At 61.9% G+C, this 19,919-nt stretch carries 15 protein-coding genes; 6 read left to right on the plus strand and 9 right to left on the minus strand.

Going from position 1 to position 19,919, the window contains the following annotated elements; genetic code table 11:
• Nucleotides 1-659: 659 nt before the first annotated feature.
• Nucleotides 660-2,633 (plus strand): translation factor GTPase family protein, encoded by a 1,974-nt coding sequence (locus tag NRG23_RS03900; RefSeq protein ID WP_028683953.1) that lies wholly within the window; start codon nucleotides 660-662, stop codon nucleotides 2,631-2,633.
• 17 nt (nucleotides 2,634-2,650) lie between these two features.
• Here the strand turns inward: NRG23_RS03900 and NRG23_RS03905 are convergent, their stop codons facing one another.
• The 9 genes from NRG23_RS03905 to ispC all read right to left on the minus strand — a co-directional run bounded on the left by NRG23_RS03905 (nucleotide 2,651) and on the right by ispC (nucleotide 12,809).
• The gene (locus NRG23_RS03905) at nucleotides 2,651-3,619 is read right to left on the minus strand and encodes an aldo/keto reductase (RefSeq protein WP_028683952.1); all 969 of its coding nucleotides are present in this window, start codon (nucleotides 3,617-3,619) and stop codon (nucleotides 2,651-2,653) included.
• A 143-nt stretch (nucleotides 3,620-3,762) separates the two neighbouring features.
• Entirely contained in the window at nucleotides 3,763-5,550 is a 1,788-nt protein-coding gene (locus NRG23_RS03910; protein WP_028683951.1) for a SulP family inorganic anion transporter, read from the minus strand.
• Between the two features lie 48 nt (nucleotides 5,551-5,598).
• A complete protein-coding gene (gene ppk2 / locus NRG23_RS03915) occupies nucleotides 5,599-6,420 on the minus strand; it encodes a polyphosphate kinase 2 (RefSeq protein ID WP_009048999.1) in 822 nt (273 codons plus the stop codon).
• Nucleotides 6,421-6,544: 124 nt separating this feature from the next.
• Entirely contained in the window at nucleotides 6,545-8,155 is a 1,611-nt protein-coding gene (locus NRG23_RS03920; RefSeq protein ID WP_028683950.1) for a gamma-glutamyltransferase family protein, read from the minus strand.
• A gap of 32 nt (nucleotides 8,156-8,187) precedes the next feature.
• Nucleotides 8,188-8,967, minus strand: a complete 780-nt coding sequence (locus NRG23_RS03925) for an amino acid ABC transporter ATP-binding protein (RefSeq protein WP_009048997.1) — start codon at nucleotides 8,965-8,967, stop codon at nucleotides 8,188-8,190.
• Between the two features lie 2 nt (nucleotides 8,968-8,969).
• Complete coding sequence (locus tag NRG23_RS03930) at nucleotides 8,970-9,737, minus strand: amino acid ABC transporter permease (RefSeq protein ID WP_257373789.1); 768 nt, start codon at nucleotides 9,735-9,737, stop codon at nucleotides 8,970-8,972.
• An 11-nt stretch (nucleotides 9,738-9,748) separates the two neighbouring features.
• On the minus strand, nucleotides 9,749-10,573 hold the full coding sequence (locus NRG23_RS03935; RefSeq protein ID WP_257373790.1) for an ABC transporter substrate-binding protein: 825 nt from the start codon (nucleotides 10,571-10,573) through the stop codon (nucleotides 9,749-9,751).
• An 81-nt stretch (nucleotides 10,574-10,654) separates the two neighbouring features.
• Nucleotides 10,655-11,323, minus strand: coding sequence for a GntR family transcriptional regulator (locus NRG23_RS03940; RefSeq protein ID WP_009048994.1), 669 nt, complete (start codon nucleotides 11,321-11,323; stop codon nucleotides 10,655-10,657).
• A gap of 238 nt (nucleotides 11,324-11,561) precedes the next feature.
• The gene (gene ispC, locus NRG23_RS03945) at nucleotides 11,562-12,809 is read right to left on the minus strand and encodes a 1-deoxy-D-xylulose-5-phosphate reductoisomerase (protein ID WP_257373791.1); all 1,248 of its coding nucleotides are present in this window, start codon (nucleotides 12,807-12,809) and stop codon (nucleotides 11,562-11,564) included.
• A gap of 495 nt (nucleotides 12,810-13,304) precedes the next feature.
• Between ispC and idi the strand changes: the two genes are divergently transcribed.
• Genes idi through NRG23_RS03970 form a run of 5 tightly spaced genes read left to right on the plus strand, consistent with a single transcriptional unit; the run spans nucleotide 13,305 to nucleotide 19,888 of the window.
• Nucleotides 13,305-14,720 (plus strand): isopentenyl-diphosphate Delta-isomerase, encoded by a 1,416-nt coding sequence (gene idi / locus NRG23_RS03950; RefSeq protein WP_080684228.1) that lies wholly within the window; start codon nucleotides 13,305-13,307, stop codon nucleotides 14,718-14,720.
• A 57-nt stretch (nucleotides 14,721-14,777) separates the two neighbouring features.
• Nucleotides 14,778-16,703: a 1-deoxy-D-xylulose-5-phosphate synthase gene (gene dxs, locus NRG23_RS03955; RefSeq protein ID WP_257373792.1), complete on the plus strand. Its 1,926-nt coding sequence runs from the start codon at nucleotides 14,778-14,780 to the stop codon at nucleotides 16,701-16,703.
• 25 nt (nucleotides 16,704-16,728) lie between these two features.
• Nucleotides 16,729-17,676 carry a cyclopropane-fatty-acyl-phospholipid synthase family protein gene (locus NRG23_RS03960; RefSeq protein WP_103331242.1) on the plus strand — a complete coding sequence of 316 codons (948 nt, stop codon included), beginning with the start codon at nucleotides 16,729-16,731 and terminating at the stop codon, nucleotides 17,674-17,676.
• A gap of 21 nt (nucleotides 17,677-17,697) precedes the next feature.
• A complete protein-coding gene (locus NRG23_RS03965; RefSeq protein WP_124340156.1) occupies nucleotides 17,698-18,726 on the plus strand; it encodes a Rieske 2Fe-2S domain-containing protein in 1,029 nt (342 codons plus the stop codon).
• 1 nt (nucleotide 18,727) lies between these two features.
• Nucleotides 18,728-19,888: a terpene synthase family protein gene (locus NRG23_RS03970; protein ID WP_103331240.1), complete on the plus strand. Its 1,161-nt coding sequence runs from the start codon at nucleotides 18,728-18,730 to the stop codon at nucleotides 19,886-19,888.
• Nucleotides 19,889-19,919: the final 31 nt, after the last annotated feature.

Consider the following 19,919-nt stretch of genomic DNA (forward strand, 5'->3'; position numbering starts at 1 on the left):
CTATGACATGTAGGAACCGCGAGAGGTGTGATTAAAAATACGGCCGAAGCAATGCTTCGGCCGTACTTCACAAGACACCGGTATCTTGTGTACAGCAGACAATCAGAGGATGAACAGCGCCGAAAGGATTCGGGTCTGAACGCTTTGATATTTAATCATTTCACTATCTCCATGTGATTAAAGGTTGCTGCCGAGTTGCAGCGATATCAGGTCTAGTTGCCACCCCGAAAAAGGTCAAGGAAACTCATCCAAAAAAATTTATTTAACCGAAAAGCAGTAGCAGAGAAAAAAACCGCTCATCCTTTATATACTTAGAACATATACTCAACCGCACAAGAATTTAACTGAACAGTTAGAACACATATAGAGTCCATTGTTATCAGCGACTTACCCGCGCAAACAAAATGGCAACGGCGCCACTGCGACCATCCACTCGAACGGTTATCAATCGCTGCGCCGTTTCATTTGAATGCCTATACCCACGAGCTTATCGCCGCAACAACTTGTAATACTTCGCCTTTGCTTGACGCTTTCACAAAACTCAACTAATTAAACTTCCTTCCAGAACGGTACATGGACTTGTCCGCAGACGGAAACAAGGCACATGAATGGAACTCAACAGGCTGCCCGGCAGTCGCGAAGATCAGGAGCGATCGACGATGAAATCCCTGAGCATGGGTATCCTGGCGCATGTCGATGCCGGCAAGACCAGCCTGACCGAGCGGATACTTTTCGACGCTGGCGCCAGGCCGCGCCTGGGCAGTGTGGACTCGGGCAGCACCTACACCGACAACCTGCTCCTGGAGCGTGAACGCGGCATCACCATCAGGTCCGCGGTGGCTTCGTTCGAGCTCGACGGCATCCTGGTGAACCTGCTGGACACTCCCGGGCACCCGGACTTCATCGCCGAGGTGGAGCGCACGCTGGCCTTGCTGGACATCGCCATTATCGTGGTGTCGGCGATCGAGGGGGTCCAGGCCCAGACCCGCGTACTGGTGGGCGCCCTGCAGCGACTGGCGATTCCCCATGTGTTCTTCGTCAACAAGGTCGATCGCAAGGGGGCCGACTTCCAGCGCACCCTGGAGGCGCTCGGCAGCCACCTGAAGAGCCGGCCCCTGTCACTGGTCAGCGTGCACGATGCCGGGACTGGCCTGGCGACGGTCGAAACCAGCGATCCGGCGGCGCCCCAGGTGATGGCGCAGTGGCTGGATCTGCTGTGCGAGCATGACGAAGCCTTGCTGCACGACTATGTCAGCGCCCCTGAAGCCATTGGCAAGGCGCGCCTCGAGCGGGAGTTGCGCCAGCAACTTGGCCAAGGCCTGGTCAACCCGGTGTTCGCCGGGTCCGCCATCACCGGGGTCGGCGTCGCACAGATGATCGAGGCAATCACCCGGCTGGCCCCGGTCAAGTCTTATGACGCCAGTGCCCCTGTGCTTGCCTCGGTGTTCAAGATCGACAGAGGCTGGGGTGGGCACAAGCGCTTTCATCTCTGCATGCTGGCCGGGACCTTGCGCCTCAGGCAAACCGTCGACACGCCGCAAGGTGCGTCCAGGGTCACCGGCATTCATGTGTCCGCCAGCGGCGGCTTGCAACCCGCCACCCAGGCCACCGCAGGCCAGATTGCCTGCATCACCGGGCTCGAAGGCGTGCGCATCGGTGACCGCATCGGCGCTTGCAGCGAGCGCGGCAAAGGCGCCCACACCTTCACCCCCCCGGCTATCGAAACCCATGTCTCCCCCGCTTCGCCGGGGCAGACCAAGGCGCTCTGGGAGGCGCTCAGTGCGCTGGCCGAGCAGGATCCACTGATCGACCTGCGAAGAAATGCCGCGGGCCAGGTGTTCGTCTCGCTGTACGGCGAGGTACAGAAAGAGATCATCCAGGCCACGCTGCAGGACGAGTACGACATCCAGGCCCTCTTCGAGGAAAGCTCGGCCATCTGCGTCGAAACGTTGCTGTCGAGCGCCGAGGGCCTGGAGTCGCTCGACGATGAAGGCAATCCCTTCCTCGCCACCGTGGGTATTCGGGTCAGTCCGGGGGCGCCGGGATCGGGCCAGACATTCATCCGCGAAGCCCATGCCGGGCTGATGCCGACGAGCTTCTACAAGGCCATCGAGGAATCGGTCTTCGAAACCCTCCGGGAAGGCCGGCATGGCTGGGCGGTGCACGACTGCGAAGTCGCGCTGACCAGGGTCGACTATGCATCCCCCTCGAGCACGGCCGCTGATTTCCGCCACCTCACCCCCCTGGTGCTCGCTGCGGCGATCGGACGGGCCGGTACCCAGGTGTGCGAGCCGCGCAGCCAGTTCCGCATCGAGGTGCCCGCGGCGCTGAGCAGCCCAGTCCATGCCTTGCTGGCCAAGGCCGGCGCCACCCTCAACGGTGCGACCCTGAGCGGCGAGACCGTGCGCATTCAAGGCTCGATCGTCACCACGCGCATCTACCGGCTGCAACATGAAATCCCTAACGCCACCAGCGGCCTGGGCTTCATGGAAAGCGAACTCGCCAGCTATGCGCCAGTTGCGGGAACACCCCCCTGCCGGGAGCGGACCATGGCCAACCCTTACAACCGGCATGACTACCTTCGGCAGGTACGGCTCGGCCTGCGCATGGGCAGGCCGGCCAGCAACGCCTGATCACCTCGGCCCCGGGTTCAGACCACGGGCGCGGCGCTTACCTGGTTCAACTGATACAGATCGGCCTGCGACAGCTGCAACTGCGGGGCCGCCATGATCTCCCGCAGTTGCTCGACCGAGCTGGCTCCCACCACGGGTGCGACCACGGCGGGGCGAGACAACAGCCAGGCCAGGGCAACCTGGGTGCAGCTGCTGTCGCGCTCCTGGGCGATCCGCCGCAGCACCTCGAGGGCCTGCCAGTTCCGGGCGTTGAAGTAGTCTCGCTGCACGCCCGCCGCGCGAGGCGAGCCCGGCAAGGCTGCCTGCTGTTGGTAGCGGCCGCAGAGAAAGCCCTTGGCCAAGGGGTTGTAGGGCAACAGACCGACCCCCTCCTCCACGCACAGCGGCTGCAGTTCGGACTCGATTCGATCACGCTCCAGCAGGTTGTAGCGTTCCTGGACGCTGACATAGCCCGCCAGGGCCGAGCGCTCGCTGATCGCCAGCGACTTCATCAACCGCCAGGCCTTGAAGTTGGAGCACCCCACATAACGAACCAGCCCACGCTGCACCAGATGGTCGAAGGCCCGTAGCGTCTCCTCCACCGGGACATCGTCGTAGTCGTCATGCGCCTGATACAGGTCGATGCAGTCGACTTGCAAGCGGCTCAAGGAACCTTCGACAGCCTTGACGATATGCCGCCAGGAAAGCCCCTGGTCATTCGGCCCTGGCCCCATGCGCCCGGACACCTTGGTCGACAGCAGCACCTCGTGCCGCTTGGTCGTGGTCTGCAACCAGCGCCCGACGAACTCCTCCGAGGCCTTGCCACCCACCCCGTCGGCAAAGACCGGATAGACATCGGCGGTGTCGATCAGGTTGCCGCCTGACTCGACGTAGGTATCGAACAACCTGCGCGATGTCGCTTCATCCACCCACCAGTCGCATTGCGCGGTTCCCAGCGCAATGGCGGAAACCTTCAGCCCTGAACGGCCAAGACGCCTGTAATCCATGATCGATCCTTACTTCCCTGTGGTATTGGTTCCATGCATCCGCGGCGCAGTATAGTCGCGGCCGCCTCTGGCGCTCCCGCCCTCGCGCGATGATGTGGCGCAGCGACAGCGAGACAAACAAGCGCCAATCAGGCGCCTGCCGTTCAAGGTTGCTCGTCGTACCCTTCCCCCTCCAGCGGCTGTATCGCGAGGTAGCTGTCGACGGCATCGTCTATGGTCGGGAAGAACGCCGCTTCGCCAAACCGCGCGAACAGGCCGAACCGCTTGAGCTTGTCCTTGACCGGGTCTTTCATCTGCGCCACGCACAGCTTGATGCCGGCCTGGTGCAGGGTGTCATCCAGCTCCGCCAGCATGTCGGCGGACGTCACGTCGACGCTGGTCACCGGTTCCGCCGCCACCACCAGCCAGCGCACCGGTGTCGGCGAGGCCGCCACGGCGTCCAGCACCCGGTCGTGGAACAGCTCGGCGTTGGCGAAGAACAACGGTGCATCCCAACGAAACAGCACCACGCCGGGGATCAGGCGCGCATCGGGATAACGCGTGATGTCGTGATAGCCCTTGATCCCTTCCGCCCGTCCCAGGACCGCCGAGTAAGGGCGCCAGCCATCCCACAGGAACTCGATGACGGCAATCACGATGGCCAGGCCGATGCCTTCGATCGCGCCCAGCACGGCCACGCCGACGGTGCAGACGATGGAGAGCCAGCACTCCCAGCGCTGGATGCGGTAAATCCGCCGCAGGTCGCGGATTTCGATCAGGCCGATGGCCGATGCGATCACCACCGCGGCCAGGGCGCTGATGGGCAGGTCCTCCAGCAGGTCCGGCGCCAGCACCAGCAGCAAGGCCACGGCCAGCGCGCCGACGACCCCGGTCAACTGGGTCCTGGCGCCGGCGGCCTCGGCCACGGGGGTGCGCGAGGAACTGCTGCTGATGGCAAAACCCTGGAAAAGACCGGTCGCCAGGTTGGCGACGCCAAGCCCGACCATCTCCTGGTTCGGATCGACATAGCTGCGGGTCCGCGCCGCGTAGACCCGCGAAAGCACGCTGGTATCGGCGAACGAAACCAGGGCCACCGCGCAACCGCCGATCAGCACCGGGCCGATATCGGCACGGGTGATCCAGGGGATGGCGAACGCCGGCAGGCCCTGTGGCAGCTTGCCGAGGACCGACACGCCGGAGTTTGCCGCCAGGTCCAGCGCGGCGACGGCGACTGTCGCGGCGGTGACGGCGATCAGGATCCCCGGCACACGCTTGCTGTCCTTGAACAGCAGGATCACCCCCAGGGTCGCTGCGCCGACCAGGCAGGCGGTCCAGTTGGTCTTGCCCTCCAGTATCGCGGTGACGATGGCCCACAGGTTGCTCAGCGGCCCGTCGGCCTCGACCGAAAAGCCGAAGAACTTCGGCAACTGGCTGATCAACACCGTCAGCGCGATGCCGTTCATGTAGCCGTAGCGGATCGGCTTGGACAGCAATTCAGTGACAAACCCCAGGCGCGCGATGCCGGCCAGGACGCACACCGCCCCGGCCACGATGGCCATCATCCCCGCCAGGGCCACCGCGCGCTGCGGGTCGCCGCCGGACAATGGCAGGACCACGGCGAGAATCACCGCGGCCAGCGACGAATCCGGCCCCAGCACCAGGATCCGGCTGGGCCCGAACAGTGCATAGGCGAACAACGAAACTATGGTCGCGTAGAGGCCATAGATGCCGGGCAGGCCCGACGCCACCGCGTAGGCGATGCCGACAGGCACCAGCACCGTGGTCAGCACCAGCCCGGCTTCGAAGTCGTGGCGCAACCAGGCCATCCGATAGTCCTGCAGCATGCGCAGCCCGGGCAGCCAGCGGCTCCAGCGGTTGTGCCCGGCGCCGGCATCCCGGCGGGCAATCCGGCCGGGCTCCGGGACGGGCGGTGGAGAACCCGAGTGGCTCATGGAACGCTGGTCCTTTGTGTGCGGTGCGGATGTGCCTGGAGGCGCCGGTCAGAACTTCTGTGGAACCCGCCGCAGCGGATGGTCCGACGCCCGATAGCCGCCCGGCTTCTGGCGTTTGGGCAACACCACTTTCTCTCGTGGCACTTCCTTGTAGGGAATGCGGCTGAGCAGGTCGGAGATGATATTCAGGCGCGCGCGGCGCTTGTCGTTGGAGTCGGCCACCAGCCAGGGCCCATGTTCGGTGTCGGTGGCCTTGAACATCTCGTCGCGGGCGCGGGAGTAGTCATACCAGCGGCTGTATGACTTGACGTCCATGGGCGTCAGCTTCCAGATCTTGCGGCCATCCTTGATCCGCGCTTCGAGGCGGCGGGTCTGTTCTTCCGGGCTGACTTCCAGCCAGTACTTGAGCAGGATCACGCCCGAATCGACGATCGCCCGCTCCACCAGCGGCACCGCCTTGAGGAAGGCGACTGCCTGCTCTTCGCTGCAAAAGCCCATCACCCGCTCGACGCCCGCGCGGTTGTACCAGCTGCGGTCGAAGATCACCACTTCGCCCGCGGCGGGCAGGTGCGGCAGGTAGCGTTGCAGGTACATCTGGCTTTTCTCGCGGTCGGTCGGCGCCGGCAGCGCCACCACCCGGAACACCCGCGGGCTCAGGCGTTCGGTCAGGGCCTTGATGGTGCCGCCCTTGCCGGCGCCGTCGCGCCCTTCGAAGACGATGCAGATCTTGATGCCCTTTTCGCGCACCCATTCCTGCAGCTTGACCAGCTCGACATGCAGCCGCCGCAACTCGTCCTCATAGTCTTTTTTGCTCAGCTTCGCGTGCTCAACGGCAGTGCCCTTGGTGGCGCCCTTGTTGTTTTTTGCCATGACCGGAACCTCGTGCCAGACGTTATAGATCGCGTGAGTCTAGTCGATGATCCGCCATCCATAGGGCTGCCCAGGCCGGCCGGGAGCGCGGCGAGGACCAGCGCCCCGCCCGCTCGTCCCAGGATCAAAACACCGCGATATGGGCATCCGTGCGCGGTTCGGTGCCGCCGCACAGCACGCCGCTTTGCGGGTCGCGCAGGATGATCTGCCCGCGCCCGTAGCTGGTCAGGTCGCAGGCCACCTGCACCTCGTGCCCGCGCCGCGCCAGGGCGGCGCTCATGTCCCGCGAGGCGTTCTGTTCGATCCCCACATGCAGCCCGCCCAGCCATTGCCAGCGCGGCGCATCCAGGGCCGCCTGCGGGTTGAGGCCGAAATCCACCAGGTTCATGACCATCTGCACATGCCCCTGGGGCTGCATGTAGCCGCCCATCACGCCAAACGGCCCCATTGGCACACCGCCCTTGCTGAGGAAACCCGGGATGATGGTGTGGAAGGTCTTCTTGCCGGGCGCCAGGCAGTTGGCGTGCGCAGGATCGAGGCTGAACTCTTCGCCGCGGTTCTGCAGGGCGATGCCGCTGTCGGGCAGCACCACGCCCGAACCGAAGCCGTGATAGTTGCTCTGGATGAACGACACCATGTTGCCCTCGGCATCGGCGCTGGCCAGGTAGACCGTGCCGCTGGCGTGCGGGTCGCCCGGCTGCGGGGCCTGCGCCTGTTCGCCGATCTGCGCCCGGCGCCGGGCCGCATAGCGGTCGCTGAGCAAATCCTCCACCGCCACCCGCATATGCGCGGGGTCGGTGATGTAGTGCAGGCCGTCGCTGTAGGCCAGTTTCATCGCCTCGAGCTGGCGGTGCCAGGTCTGCTGGCTGTCGCGGTGATCGAAGTCGAAGCCTTCAAGGATCTTCAGGGTCATCAGTACCACCAGGCCCTGGCCGCTCGGCGGAATCTCCCAGACGTCCACGCCGCGATAGTTGACCTTGATCGGCTCGACCCACTGCGCGCGGTAATCCTGCAGGTCGCTGGCGCGCAGGTAACCGCCGGTGGCCCGCGAGTGCTGGTCCAGGCGTTGCGCCAGGGCACCGCGGTAGAAACTTTCGCAGCCGCTGGCGGCCAGTTCCGCCAGGGTCCGGGCTTGCGCGGGGTTGCGAAACATCTCCCCGGCCCGGGGTGCCCGGCCGTCGATCAGATAGGTGTCGAACCAGCTGTCGAGCACGGTGTTGCGGCTCGGGGTGAAGTTCTCCAGCGCGCTTTGCCATTGCAGGGCAACCACCGGCGACACCGGGAAACCGTCGTGCGCCAGGCTGATGGCGGGCTGCAGCAAGTCGGCGAATGGCAGGCGGCCGAAACGCTTGGACAGCTCGGCCCAGGCTGACGGGCAACCCGGCACCGTCACTGGCGTCCAGCCGTGCAACGGCATCTGTTCATGGCCGGCGGCTTTCACCGCCTCGATGCTCAGGGCCTGGGGGGCCACGCCGTTGGCATTCAGCCCATGCAGTTTGTTCTGGGTCCAGACCAGGGCAAAGGCGTCGCCACCGATGCCGCAGCCGGTGGGCTCGACCACGGTCAAGGCCGCCGCCGTGGCGATCGCGGCGTCGATGGCGTTGCCACCGCGGCGCATGATTTCAATGCCAGCCTCGGCGGCCAATGGCTGGGACGCCGCGACCATGCCGCGCTTGGCGAACACGCTTTGCCGCTGGGAGGCGTAGGGATACTCGTGGGCAGAAAATTTGAACATGGCAAGACTCACACAAGATTGAGGATTCGGGTTCACAACACCCGGCTGAGAAAGGCCCGGGTCCGGGCGTGGCGGGGCTGGCTGAAGATCTGCTCGGGCGGGCCCTGCTCGATCAGCTCACCCTGGTCGAGCACCACCACCCGGTCGGCCACTTCGCGGGCAAAGCCCATTTCGTGGGTGACCACCACCATGGTCATGCCCTCCTCCGCCAGTTCCTTCATCACTTGCAGCACTTCGCCCACCGTCTCCGGGTCGAGGGCGCTGGTCGGCTCGTCGAACAGCATCGCCTGGGGTTTCATCGCCAGCGCCCGGGCGATCGCCACCCGCTGCTGCTGGCCGCCAGACAACATTGAAGGATAGTGGCCGGCCTTCTCCGCCAGCCCCACCCGCTTGAGCAGTGCCCGCGCCTGTTGCTCCGCGGCGGCGCGCGGAACGCCGAGCACGTGGACCGGTGCCTCGATGATGTTTTCCAGGGCAGTCATGTGCGGGAACAGGTTGAAACGCTGGAACACCATGCCGATGTCCCGGCGCTGGCGGGCGATGTTGCGTTCCGAGTCGCGCACCAGGCTGCCATTGGCCCGCGTGCGGTAGCCCATGGGCTGGCCGGCGACGCGGATCTGCCCGGCCTGGATGTCTTCCAGCAGATTGATGCAACGGATAAAGGTGGTCTTGCCCGAGCCGGAGGCGCCGATCAGCACCACCACTTCGCCGCGCCGGACTTGCAGGGAGATGCCCTTGAGGATCTCCAGGTCGCCGAAGGACTTATGAATATCCAGGGCTTCGATGACCAGTTCTTCACTCATGTGCGCCATGCTCAACGCCCCCTCAGCAGCTTCATGGTGTTACGCCCGAACAGGCGGCTGGCCGCCGGCGCCGGCCGCTCGGACTGGCCGAAACGGCTCTCCAGCCAACTCTGGAAAAAGCCCCAGAGCGTGGTCAACGCCAGGAAGTAGATAGCAACCACCAGGTACAGCTCGAACACCCGGAAGGTCGCCGAGGTGACCATCTGGGTACTGAGCAACAGCTCTTGCACGCCGATGACGCTGACCAGGGTGGTGTTCTTCAGCATCACGTTGAACTCGTTGCCCAGTGGCGGGACTATCACCCGGAACGCCTGGGGCAGCACGATGCGCCGCATCAGCTTGGGAAAGGTCATGCCCAGGGAGCGTCCGGCCTCGTACTGGCCTTTATCCACCGCACCGATGCCGGCGCGGATGATCTCGGCCATGTACGCGCCTTCGTTGAGGCCCAGGGCGATGATCGCCGCCTGGATATTGCCCGGCACCACGAACCAGCCCAGGTCCAGGTCCTCGAAGCGGAAAATCCCCCCGGCCGCCAGCGCCGTGTACAGGAACACGATCTGCACCAGCAGCGGCGTGCCGCGCATCAGCCACACATAAAAGCGCACCGGGTACTGCAACAGCGGGTTGCGCGACAGCTTCATCAGCGCCGCCAGCAACCCCAGCACACAGCCCAGGAGCATGGCCGACACGCTGATCAGGCAGGTCAGCCCGAGCCCCGTCAGGTAGACATCGCTGGGCAGCAACAGGTACTGCCAGAACACGTCCCAATTGAAGTTCATCGAGCCTGCCCTCAGTCCAGTTTGTCGCTGCCGACATGCCATTTATCCAGCAACGCGGCGTAGCTGCCGTCGGCGCGCATGTCCTGCAGGACCTTGCCCAGCGCCGCGCTCAGTTGCGGGTCCTGCTTACGCACGCCGAAGCCGGTGAGGATCCGGTTGAACGCCGGCACCGCCGACTGGAACAGGTCCGGGGCCAGTTGCTGATAGTGCCCGGCGGACTCCACCGTGGTGCCGAAAGCGTCCACCTGGTTGATGCGCAGCGCCTGGAAGGCATCGGCGTCGACGTTGTACACCACCAGTTTCATCGGTGGCTTGCCGGCCGCTACCAGCTTGTCGTTCTCGGCGCCGAGCAGGAGGCGGATGGTCGAACCGTTGCTCACCGCCACCTTGAGCCCGGACAGGTCCTCCAGGCTGTTCACCGCTTTCGGGTTGCCCTTGGGCACCACGATCGACTGGCTGGAGTACATGAAATTGACGATGTCGATCACTTCCCGGCGCTCGGGCTTGTCGAACAACTGGTCGACGATCATGTCGCATTGCTGCGCCAGCAGTGCCGGGATCAGCCCGGCAAAAGGCGAGATGCGCCACTCGACTTGCTTGCCCCCCAGGCGCTGGGCAATCGCCTCGCCCATGTCCACTTGCAGCCCGACCGGTTTCTGTTGCGTGTCGAAGGACACCAGCGGCGGCGAGTCCATGCCGGAGCAGTAGACGATCTTCTCACTCTTGCTCAAGCGCTCCGGCAACTCGGGGGCGGCTTGCGCCCATTGGGAACAACCTAGATTCAGGAAACATAGACTCAAGGTAAAAACGGCAGCTGACGCGCAAGGCTTGTGCATGGCATTACTCCGGTCATGTCGGGTAGCAAGGGGGGATGGCGCTAACGGCAGGCGTTAGCGCTCGACAAGAAATGCGATTTTTTACTGATGGGCCTCCAGGAACTGGATCAGCCGCGGGATGGTGCCTTCGATGTGCTCGCACACCACCTGCGCCGCCTTGTCCGGGTCGCCGGAACGCAGCGCGGCAATGATCGAGGCGTGTTCGTCACGGGCGCTGCGGGGCTTGTCGGCGTGTTGCAGCCACAGGCGCATGTGCGGCTCGATCACCGAATACAGCGCCGAGATCTGCCGCATCAGCCGTGGGCGTTCGCTCAGGCTGCACAGGTATTCATGAAAGGCGCGATGGCGGCTGACCCACTCGGCGCCGTCTTCGCGGTAGTCGTCCATCTCATCGAGCAGGCGCTCCAGATGGCTGAAATGGCGCTCGGTGATCTTGCCCACCGCCACGCGGATCGCCAGGCCTTCGAGGGCGCTGCGCATTTCGAAGACTTCGCGCATTTCATCGATGTTCAAGCCACGGACAATGGCCCCGCGATTGGGCCGCAAGGTCACCAGACCATCGGCATCCAGGCGCCGGAAGGCTTCGCGCACCGGCATGCGGCTCATGTTGATTTCGCTGGCGATGTCCTCGGCGATCAACCGCTCGCCGGTACGGAAACGTCCTTTACAGATCGCTTCCAACAGAAAGTTGTAGGCCTCCTCCTCCGCGGTCACGGGCTGGCGCTCGGTATAGGCTGGGGCGAATTTCATCGGCGGCACCTTTTGTATTTTTGTATCCAATTATCCATATAGCCAAAACAGCAGATTGCGTGCCAAAGCCCCGCTACGTTTTGCAGGTGCTTGATTCGCTTGGTTTTTGATTAATCGGGAAGGCTGGCGAAGAAAATTGCTGATCACGACAGCGAGTGAAAACGCCCCAGGACGGGGCTCATGGAGCGCAGAAAAGGTGCTGGCGGTAACACCCGGCGCAGGCCAGTCACCCGAGGTTCTAGCGGCCTCCTTGCAAGAGACTCACCGCCGCCGCGCTGGACGCGGCATAGAGGCTGGGACTTGAGTGCGGCATCCGGCAAACACGCTGCACGACCGCGCTCCCGATACGCCTGGAGTGTTGATCGATGTCCATGACCTCGTCGAAGCTGGTCACTGCTGCACCGGGTATTTTTTGCAGGACCTCATCAACGACCCGGGCGATATCGGTGAAGCGGATACGGTGGGTGAGAAAGGCCTCCACAGCCACCTCATTCGCGGCATTGAGCACGGTGCTCATCGCCCCGCCTTCACGGATGACTTCAAGGGCCAGGGCCAGACACGGAAACCGCGCCAGGTCGGGTGCTTCGAAGGTCAGCGTGGCGACTTTCACCAGGTCGAGCGGTTCGGCGCCAGAATCGATGCGCTGGGGGTAGGCCAGCGCATGGGCAATCGGTATGCGCATGTCCGGACTGCCCAGTTGCGCCAGCACCGACTGGTCGCGATAGACCACCATCGAGTGAACGATGCTTTGCGGGTGTATCAACGTCTCGATGCGTTCAGCAGGAATATCGAACAGCCAGCGCGCCTCGATAAGCTCCAGGCCCTTGTTCATCATGGTCGCCGAGTCGACGGAAATCTTGCGCCCCATGCTCCAGTTCGGATGGGCGCAGGCTTCGTCCGGGGTGACCTGGTCCAGTGTCTGTAACGGGCGATTCCTGAACGGCCCTCCAGACGCGGTAAGGATCAGTCGCTGCACGTCTCCGGAAGCCCGTTGTGCGCCGTGCAGGCACTGGAAAATGGCATTGTGTTCGCTGTCCAGCGGCAGGATGGTCGCCCCCGAATTCGCCGCGGCTTCCATGAACAGCGTACCGGACATGACCAGGGCTTCCTTGTTGGCCAGGAGTATCTTTTTCCCGGCTCGCGCGGCACTCAAGGTGGGCGGCAATCCGGCTGCGCCGACGATAGCGGCCACCACCGTGTCGCAGTCGGCGGCACAGGCTGCCGCACACAGAGCCTGTGCCCCGCATTGAACTTCGGTATTCAACCCGGCTGCCTGCAAGTTGGCTTGAAGTTCGATGGCGTGGTGCGGCTCACTGACAATCGCCAGTGCCGGACGAAACTTCAAACACTGCCGATAGAGTTTTCCTATGTTGCGATGTGCCGTCAGGCCATGAATAACGGCCGTCTGCGGATTGCGCGCGACGACATCCAGCACATTGTCGCCAATAGACCCGGTGGAACCGAGAACAAACAGCCGCTGCGACATGATTTATCGTCCTGAAGTAGAAAGTTAATCCATGTTCTTACAGAACAAACAGCAACTTACTTAGAACAATGAAACGATCACTTTAAAAAATGGCAGTAAAAAAACCGCACTCGAATGTTGCCTCGCTGGCAACGGCGCAGGGCACCCGGATTTCCGGTTTGCCAAGGCTAGCAAGGCAAAATCCATTAGCCAGTGCAGCCGCTGAATAAATCGAAATAAGCGAATTACAAAGCGCTGCCAATCGTTCTATCGAGCAAAAAATTGAATTAATGCAGGCATCTCGCAGACTCGAGCATTCGAAATAAAACCATCGCAGCCTGAAATTAAAAATTATAGGGCGCACTCTTGCAGCGCTTTGGAAACTGCCTAATGTGAGCACTCACGTTACATCGCATAAAAAGTCTCATCTCGACAAAGTCTTGTCCCGATATAGTTGTCATGCGCTTTACGCAATAAAAATTGCCAGCACAATTATGGAGTTGTATCGGAGATTTCATGGAAGAAACACTTATTCTGGTCAATAAAGACGACTGTCAGACCGGGTTTGCGGAAAAGCTGCATATCCATCAGCAAGGGCTCTTGCACCGGGCTTTCTCGATTTTCATCTTCGATCGACAGGGCCGTTTGCTGTTACAGCAACGGGCGCTGGGCAAGTATCACTCTCAGGGTTTGTGGACCAATACCTGCTGCGGCCATCCACGTCGCGGCGAGGCCACCGAGGCCGCGGCCAGGCGCCGGCTGTTCGAGGAAATGGGGCTTGAATGCGAGCTGCGGCTCGTCTCCCAACTGCTCTACCATGAGCAGGTTTCCAACCAGCTGATCGAGCATGAATACGACCATGTGTTCGCCGGCATCTGCCAGCAGGATCCGGTCGCCAATCCCGAGGAAGCGCTCGCCTGGCAATGGCTGAGCCTGGCGCAAGTATCCCAGCGCCTCAGCCAGGCGCCACAGACCTTCAGCATCTGGTTTCGCCGGATCTTCGAACGCCACGGAATCATCGGTTTGCGCGCCTGGCAAGAGCAGGCGCGAAGCGCCCTGTTCGATGCGTGGCGGCACGCCATCGTCGAGCGCACCGAACGCATGCTCGAGCAGCAATTGCCCTCCTCCGAAACCTTGCCATCGGCCCTGCACCAGGCCATGCGTTACGCCGTGCTGGGGGGTGGTAAACGTATGCGCCCACTGTTGTGCCAGGCTGCCGGCCTGGCCGCCGGAGCCAACCCGGCGGCGCTGGACATGGTGGGGGCCGCGCTGGAAATGATGCACGTCTACTCGCTGGTCCATGACGACTTGCCCGCGATGGACGACGATGAGCTGCGCCATGGCCGTGCCACCGTGCATGTGCAGTTCGATCAGGCCACGGCGATTCTGGTGGGCGATGCCTTGCAGTCCCAGGCGTTCATCACCTTGCGCCGTGTGCCGGTGGCGGCCGAGCGTCAGGCTTTGCTGATGGGTGAGCTGGCCATGGCGGTCGGTTCGCTGGGCATGGCCGGCGGGCAGATGATCGACATCGGCAGTGTCGGTCAGGCGCTGGACCTCCCCCGGCTCGAGCAGATGCACCGGATGAAGACCGGCGCCTTGATCCGGGCCGCGCTGCGCATGGGCGCCCTGTGTGCCGAGGGCGCGCCGTTCGACCTCGAGCCCCTGGATCGCTACGCGGCCGCGATCGGCCTGGCGTACCAGGTGGTCGACGATATCCTCGATGCCACGGCCGACACCGCGACCCTGGGCAAGACCGCCGGCAAGGATGCCCAGGACCACAAACCCAACTACGTTTCGCTCCTTGGCCTGGAGCCTTCGCGACGACTCGTCAGGCAACTGGACGAGCGCGCGCACCAGGCACTCGAGCCGCTGGCTGAACGTGCGGAGCAGCTGCACGAGCTGGCCGACCTGGTGATCAACCGCTTGCACTGACTCGCTCTCCCCGCTCACGGGAATACGTGGGCATGGCTCAACGGAAGGAATCCCAGCATGTTCGAGCTACTGAACACGGTAAACACCCCGGCCGACCTGCGCGCCCTGCATAGCGCGGCCCTCGTTCCACTGGCGGATGAGCTGCGGGCGTTCATCCTGCACAGCGTCTCGAGCACAGGTGGGCACCTGGCCGCGAACCTGGGCACCGTCGAGTTGAGTATCGCCCTGCACTATGTGTTCGACACGCCACGGGACCGGATCGTCTGGGATGTCGGCCATCAGTCCTATGCCCATAAGATCCTTACCGGACGCCGCGAGGCCATGGCCGGCATTCGTCAGTTGGGCGGGATTTCCGGCTTCCCCAGGCGCCAGGAGTCGGAATACGACGCCTTTGGCACGGCCCATTCCAGCACCTCGATTTCCGCCGCGCTGGGCATGGCGCTGGCGGCACGCCACAGTCGCGAGCCACGGCACAGCATTGCGGTGATCGGCGATGGCGCCTTGAGCGGTGGCATGGCATTCGAAGCGATGAACAACGCCGGCCTGTACCAGGACCTGCCGCTGCTGGTGATCCTCAACGACAACGACATGTCGATTTCGCCCCCCGTCGGCGCCCTGCGGCACTATTTCGGCAAGCTCACCGCCCAGCGCTGTGCGGTGGCGGTCAAGGAACGCATCAAGCACTTGCTGCAGGAAGCACCGGTCCTGCGCGAGCTGGCCCATCGCGCCGAAGCCCAGGTCAAGGGCCTGATGACCTCGGCCACGCTGTTCGAAGCTTTGGGCTTCAACTACAGCGGCCCCATCGACGGTCACAACCTGGACGAACTGATACCGGCGCTGCAAGCGCTCAAGGACCTGCGCGGGCCCCAGTTGCTGCACATCGTCACGCAAAAGGGCCACGGCTACTCGCCGGCCGCCGCCGACCCGGTGCTCTATCACGGCCCGGGCAGGTTCAACCCGGTGCAAGGCATCCTGCCCGGCGCGGCCAGCCAGCCGACCTACACCCAGGTGTTCGGCCGCTGGCTTTGCGATGAGGCAGAACGGGATGCGCGGGTCGTCGCGGTGACCCCGGCGATGAGCGAAGGCTCGGGGCTGGTGGAATTCGAGCAACGATTCCCCGCGCGCTACTTCGATGTCGGGATTGCCGAACAGCACGCGCTGACCTTCGCCGCCGGCCTGGCAAGCGAGGGGCTGAAACCGGTGGTGGCGATCTACTCGACCTTCCTGCAGCGGGCCTATGACCAGTTGATTCATGACATCGCGATCCAGAACCTGCCCGTGGTGCTCGCCATCGACCGCGCCGGCATCGTCGGCGCCGATGGTGCCACCCACATGGGTGCCTTCGACATCGCCTTCCTGCGCTGCGTGCCGAACCTGGTGGTGATGGCCCCGGCGGACGAAAACGAATGCCGGCAGATGCTGCATACCGCCCTGCTCCAGGACGGTCCTTGCGCGGTGCGCTACCCACGGGGTGTCGGCAGCGGGATCGCGGCCCGCTCCGAGCTGACGCCGCTGGCACTGGGCAAGGGCGAAATGCGGCGGATTTCCAGCCAGTCGTCGGGCTGTCGCATCGCCATCCTCGCCTTCGGTTCGATGCTGCTACCCGCGCTGGGTGCGGCCGAAACCCTCGATGCCAGCGTCGCCAACATGCGCTTTATCAAGCCTCTCGACGGCGCCCTGATCGAGCGGCTCGCGTGCAACCACGACCTGTTGGTCACCCTGGAAGAAGGTTGCGTGATGGGCGGTGCCGGTTCGGCTTGCCTGGAGTATCTGGCCACCACCGGGCTCTCGCGCCCCGTGCTGCAACTGGGCCTGGGCGATCAATTCATCGAGCACGGCGCGCCGGAAAGACTGCTCGGGCTCTGCGGCCTCGATGCCGAGGGCATCAGCGCATCGATCCACGCTTTCCTCATCGAGCACAGTCTGCAAGACCCGGTCAGTGACCACGCAACGGACAGGCTTTCGCTGCGTGCCAGAGCCTGAAGTGAATCTTCACAAGGAGACAGCCATGAGCATTCAAGCCAGAGAGCCAGCCATCGCCGATGAAACCCGTCTGCCGTATCGCGTCATCCAGGGCTCCAGTGTCGATACCTATCAGGAAAAGGTCGTTTATACCTACGGAGACAGCCCCGAAGATTGGCGCAAGGCCATTGGCAACTACATCCTGTTCCAGTTCGGAGTCTATGACGATCCTCGCTCGACGCCGCCAATCAGCCTCGACGAATCGGGAATTCGTTATTTCGAGCGACAACTGAAACTGGCCGGCCTGGAAGAGCCCGATCGGCCGCCGATCAGGCGCATTCTCGATATCGGCTGTGGCTGGGGCTACATCCTCAAGTACCTGGCCGAACGTTTCCCGGAATGCCAGCGCCTGGACGGGGTGAATGTCAGCCGGCGCCAGCTGGAGTACTGCGCGAAGTTTCACGCCGAGCAAGGGCTGTCGGAGCGGATCGATCTCTACCTGTGCAATGCCAAGGACATCGAGTTGTTGCCCGACGCGGATGAGCCTTATGACCTGGTGATCATTCGCGGAGTGATCTCGCACTTCCCCGACGAACTGTACGAAACCGCCATGCGCGCCCTTGCCGGCCGGGTTCGCCAGGGCGGCAGCGTGATCATCTCGGACAACCTCTACAACACTCCGCCGCAAGCCTATACCTCCGATACCCCGGACGAGGTCGACCGGCTGGCCTGCAAGCACCGCAAGGCGCCGGGGTACTTTCGCGATGTGCTCGAACAGAGCGGTTTCACCCTCCATGACATGCGGGTCCTGCCGGCCAATATCGATGTCGCCCGCTGGCTGATGGACGCCAAGGCCAACATCGAAAACAAAGAGCTATTTCCCCATGGGGTCACGGGCGCGCTGGAGGAACTGCGGGTGCTGGCGGAGAACTGGTCGGTGGCGCTGCTCAAGAACAAGGTTTCGACCTATAGCGTGATTGTCTGCAAAAAATAGGGCAGCGACCGGAGATTAATCATGGAAGTGTTCTCGATGGTAGAGCAAGACAGCATCGTCCCCATCACCTTCTTGCCTGGGCGCAAGCGCAGCGAAACCGGCCTGGAAGAAACGGTGTTGCCCTACCCCAATGGTTGGTTCTGCGCCTGCTTCAGCCATGACCTGAAACCCGGACAGGTACTGACAGTCCCGTTTATGGGGCAGGAGCTGGTTATATATCGAACCATGTCCGGTATTGCCCGAGCCATTGACCCTTATTGCCCCCATCTTGGTGCCCATCTGGGGCATGGCGGGAATATTGTCGGGGAGGAGCTGGTTTGCCCTTTTCATGGGATGGCATTTAACCCAGATGGCATTTGTGTGGGGATCCCCAGTGGCCAAAAGCCGCCAACCGCCGCGTTGACGCAGCGTTACTCGACCGAAATCAATGGCGGGATATTTATCTGGTGCCATGAAGGCTCTCTCCCTCCCTATTGGCAGTTGCCGATATTGCATCCAGAAGGTTTTTCTCAGAGAAGGTACAAGACATTCAACCTGCAAGGGCTCTGTCAGGACATGACAGAAAACAGTTCCGATGTTCTCCACTTTTCTTACTTGCACGGACTTCAAGACGTTGACACTCAACATCAAGAGGACGGCATAAAGATGACCTACATTATGCAAGCCAAGTTTCTTGGTCAGCAGGTCAGTATGAAAATCGTCTGCTATGGCCTGGGGTTTGCCTTCGGTGAAGCGTCATTCCCGCGCTTGGGGTTGATTGCTCGAACGCAAGTGACAGGAACACAAACCGCACCGCGGAAATGGACGCTGAGAATGAGCGACGATCTCCATATTGCAAAAGTAGAAAAACTTCCTCGTTTTCTGCGCTACATCAGCTACACCATTTTGCTGCCCTATGCTCATCGCTGGTTTGTGAAAACGGTACAGGAGGACTTCGAAATCTGGAACAACCGGAAATATATGGAGCGCCCGCACTTTATGAGTGGTGAAGGCAACATTGCCATCTATCGCCGCTGGTCCGCACAGTTCTACCCAACAGGAAAATCATGAAATGACTATCAAACTTCCCCCGCTACCTCAACCCTTCTCGTTTGCCGTGCACCCGAGTTATTGCCCTGGAAATCCGAGTCCGTTTCTTGATCTGGATATTTACGATCATAGTCCGTTCGAGCGGGTCACCAGGGACTATGCGGATCGTTTTGAATTGTATCAGGACGAGATTCAGCGTCAGCGCCTGGCAAACATTCACTGTAGTTGGTTGGGTGCCATGATGTATCCGACTGGGACGGAGGAGTTATTGCAGGTTGGTGTTGATTTTTGCATGTGGGCTTTTGCCTACGATGATGAATATTGCGACGAGGGGCCGATTGCCCGAGACCCGAATAAACTCATACAGGCATCGGTGGAAATCTGGCGGCAGTTCGAATCTCCGGAATACCAACTGACCAACGATCGTTATGCATTGGCTGCCCGGGACTTGCGTATTCGCCTTGATAAGTATGCCAAGCCGGAGCAGACCGGCAGGTTTGTCGAAGCCATGCGTATCTATTTGATGGCGGAGATGTGGAAAGCGACCAATGCCACGCCTACTGTCAGCGATTGTGTTTTTATGCGGGCTACCGGCGGTGGGGCCTGGGCATTTCCGGCATTGGGACATGCTATTGCCGATATCGATATTACCCAGCGGGAATATGAAGATCGGCGTGTGCGAGCGCTATTCGAAATGCTCTCCAGCTTAATGGCCTGGGAAACGGAACCCCATGCCTTCAGCAAGGAGATGGAGCGAGGGGCAAACTATAAAGAGCACAATTTGATCCGGGTGATGATGCGCGAAAACCAGTGCAGTTTCGACTCGGCTGTTGAAGATTATCTGGAAATGCGTTTGCGCTTGCTAAGTCTTTTTCTACGTTTGAAGGCTGAGGTAGACAGTTATGCCTCCGAAGGGGTTAAAGCCTATATTGAATCTGTTATTCGCTACTATGTTGGCGCGACTGTCTGGTCGCAAAATACCAGGCGATACAAGTCATTGAGCGGCAACATAGATGACCATATTTTTGTAGGAGGACAGTTAACAGCGCCACAACCACCGGAGGTCTTCAGCAACACAAAGCCCATTGATATAGACGGGGTGAGATGGTGGTGGGAATACGACCCACTCAATAAACAAGCATCAGATGGGGCTACCCTTAAGTATCGTCCGGCGAGTGTTTAGGCTGTATGGCGTAGCGATGTATGTGCGTCAC

The organism is Pseudomonas sp. T8, from assembly GCF_024610635.1.
GTDB lineage: Bacteria > Pseudomonadota > Gammaproteobacteria > Pseudomonadales > Pseudomonadaceae > Aquipseudomonas > Aquipseudomonas chlororaphis_I.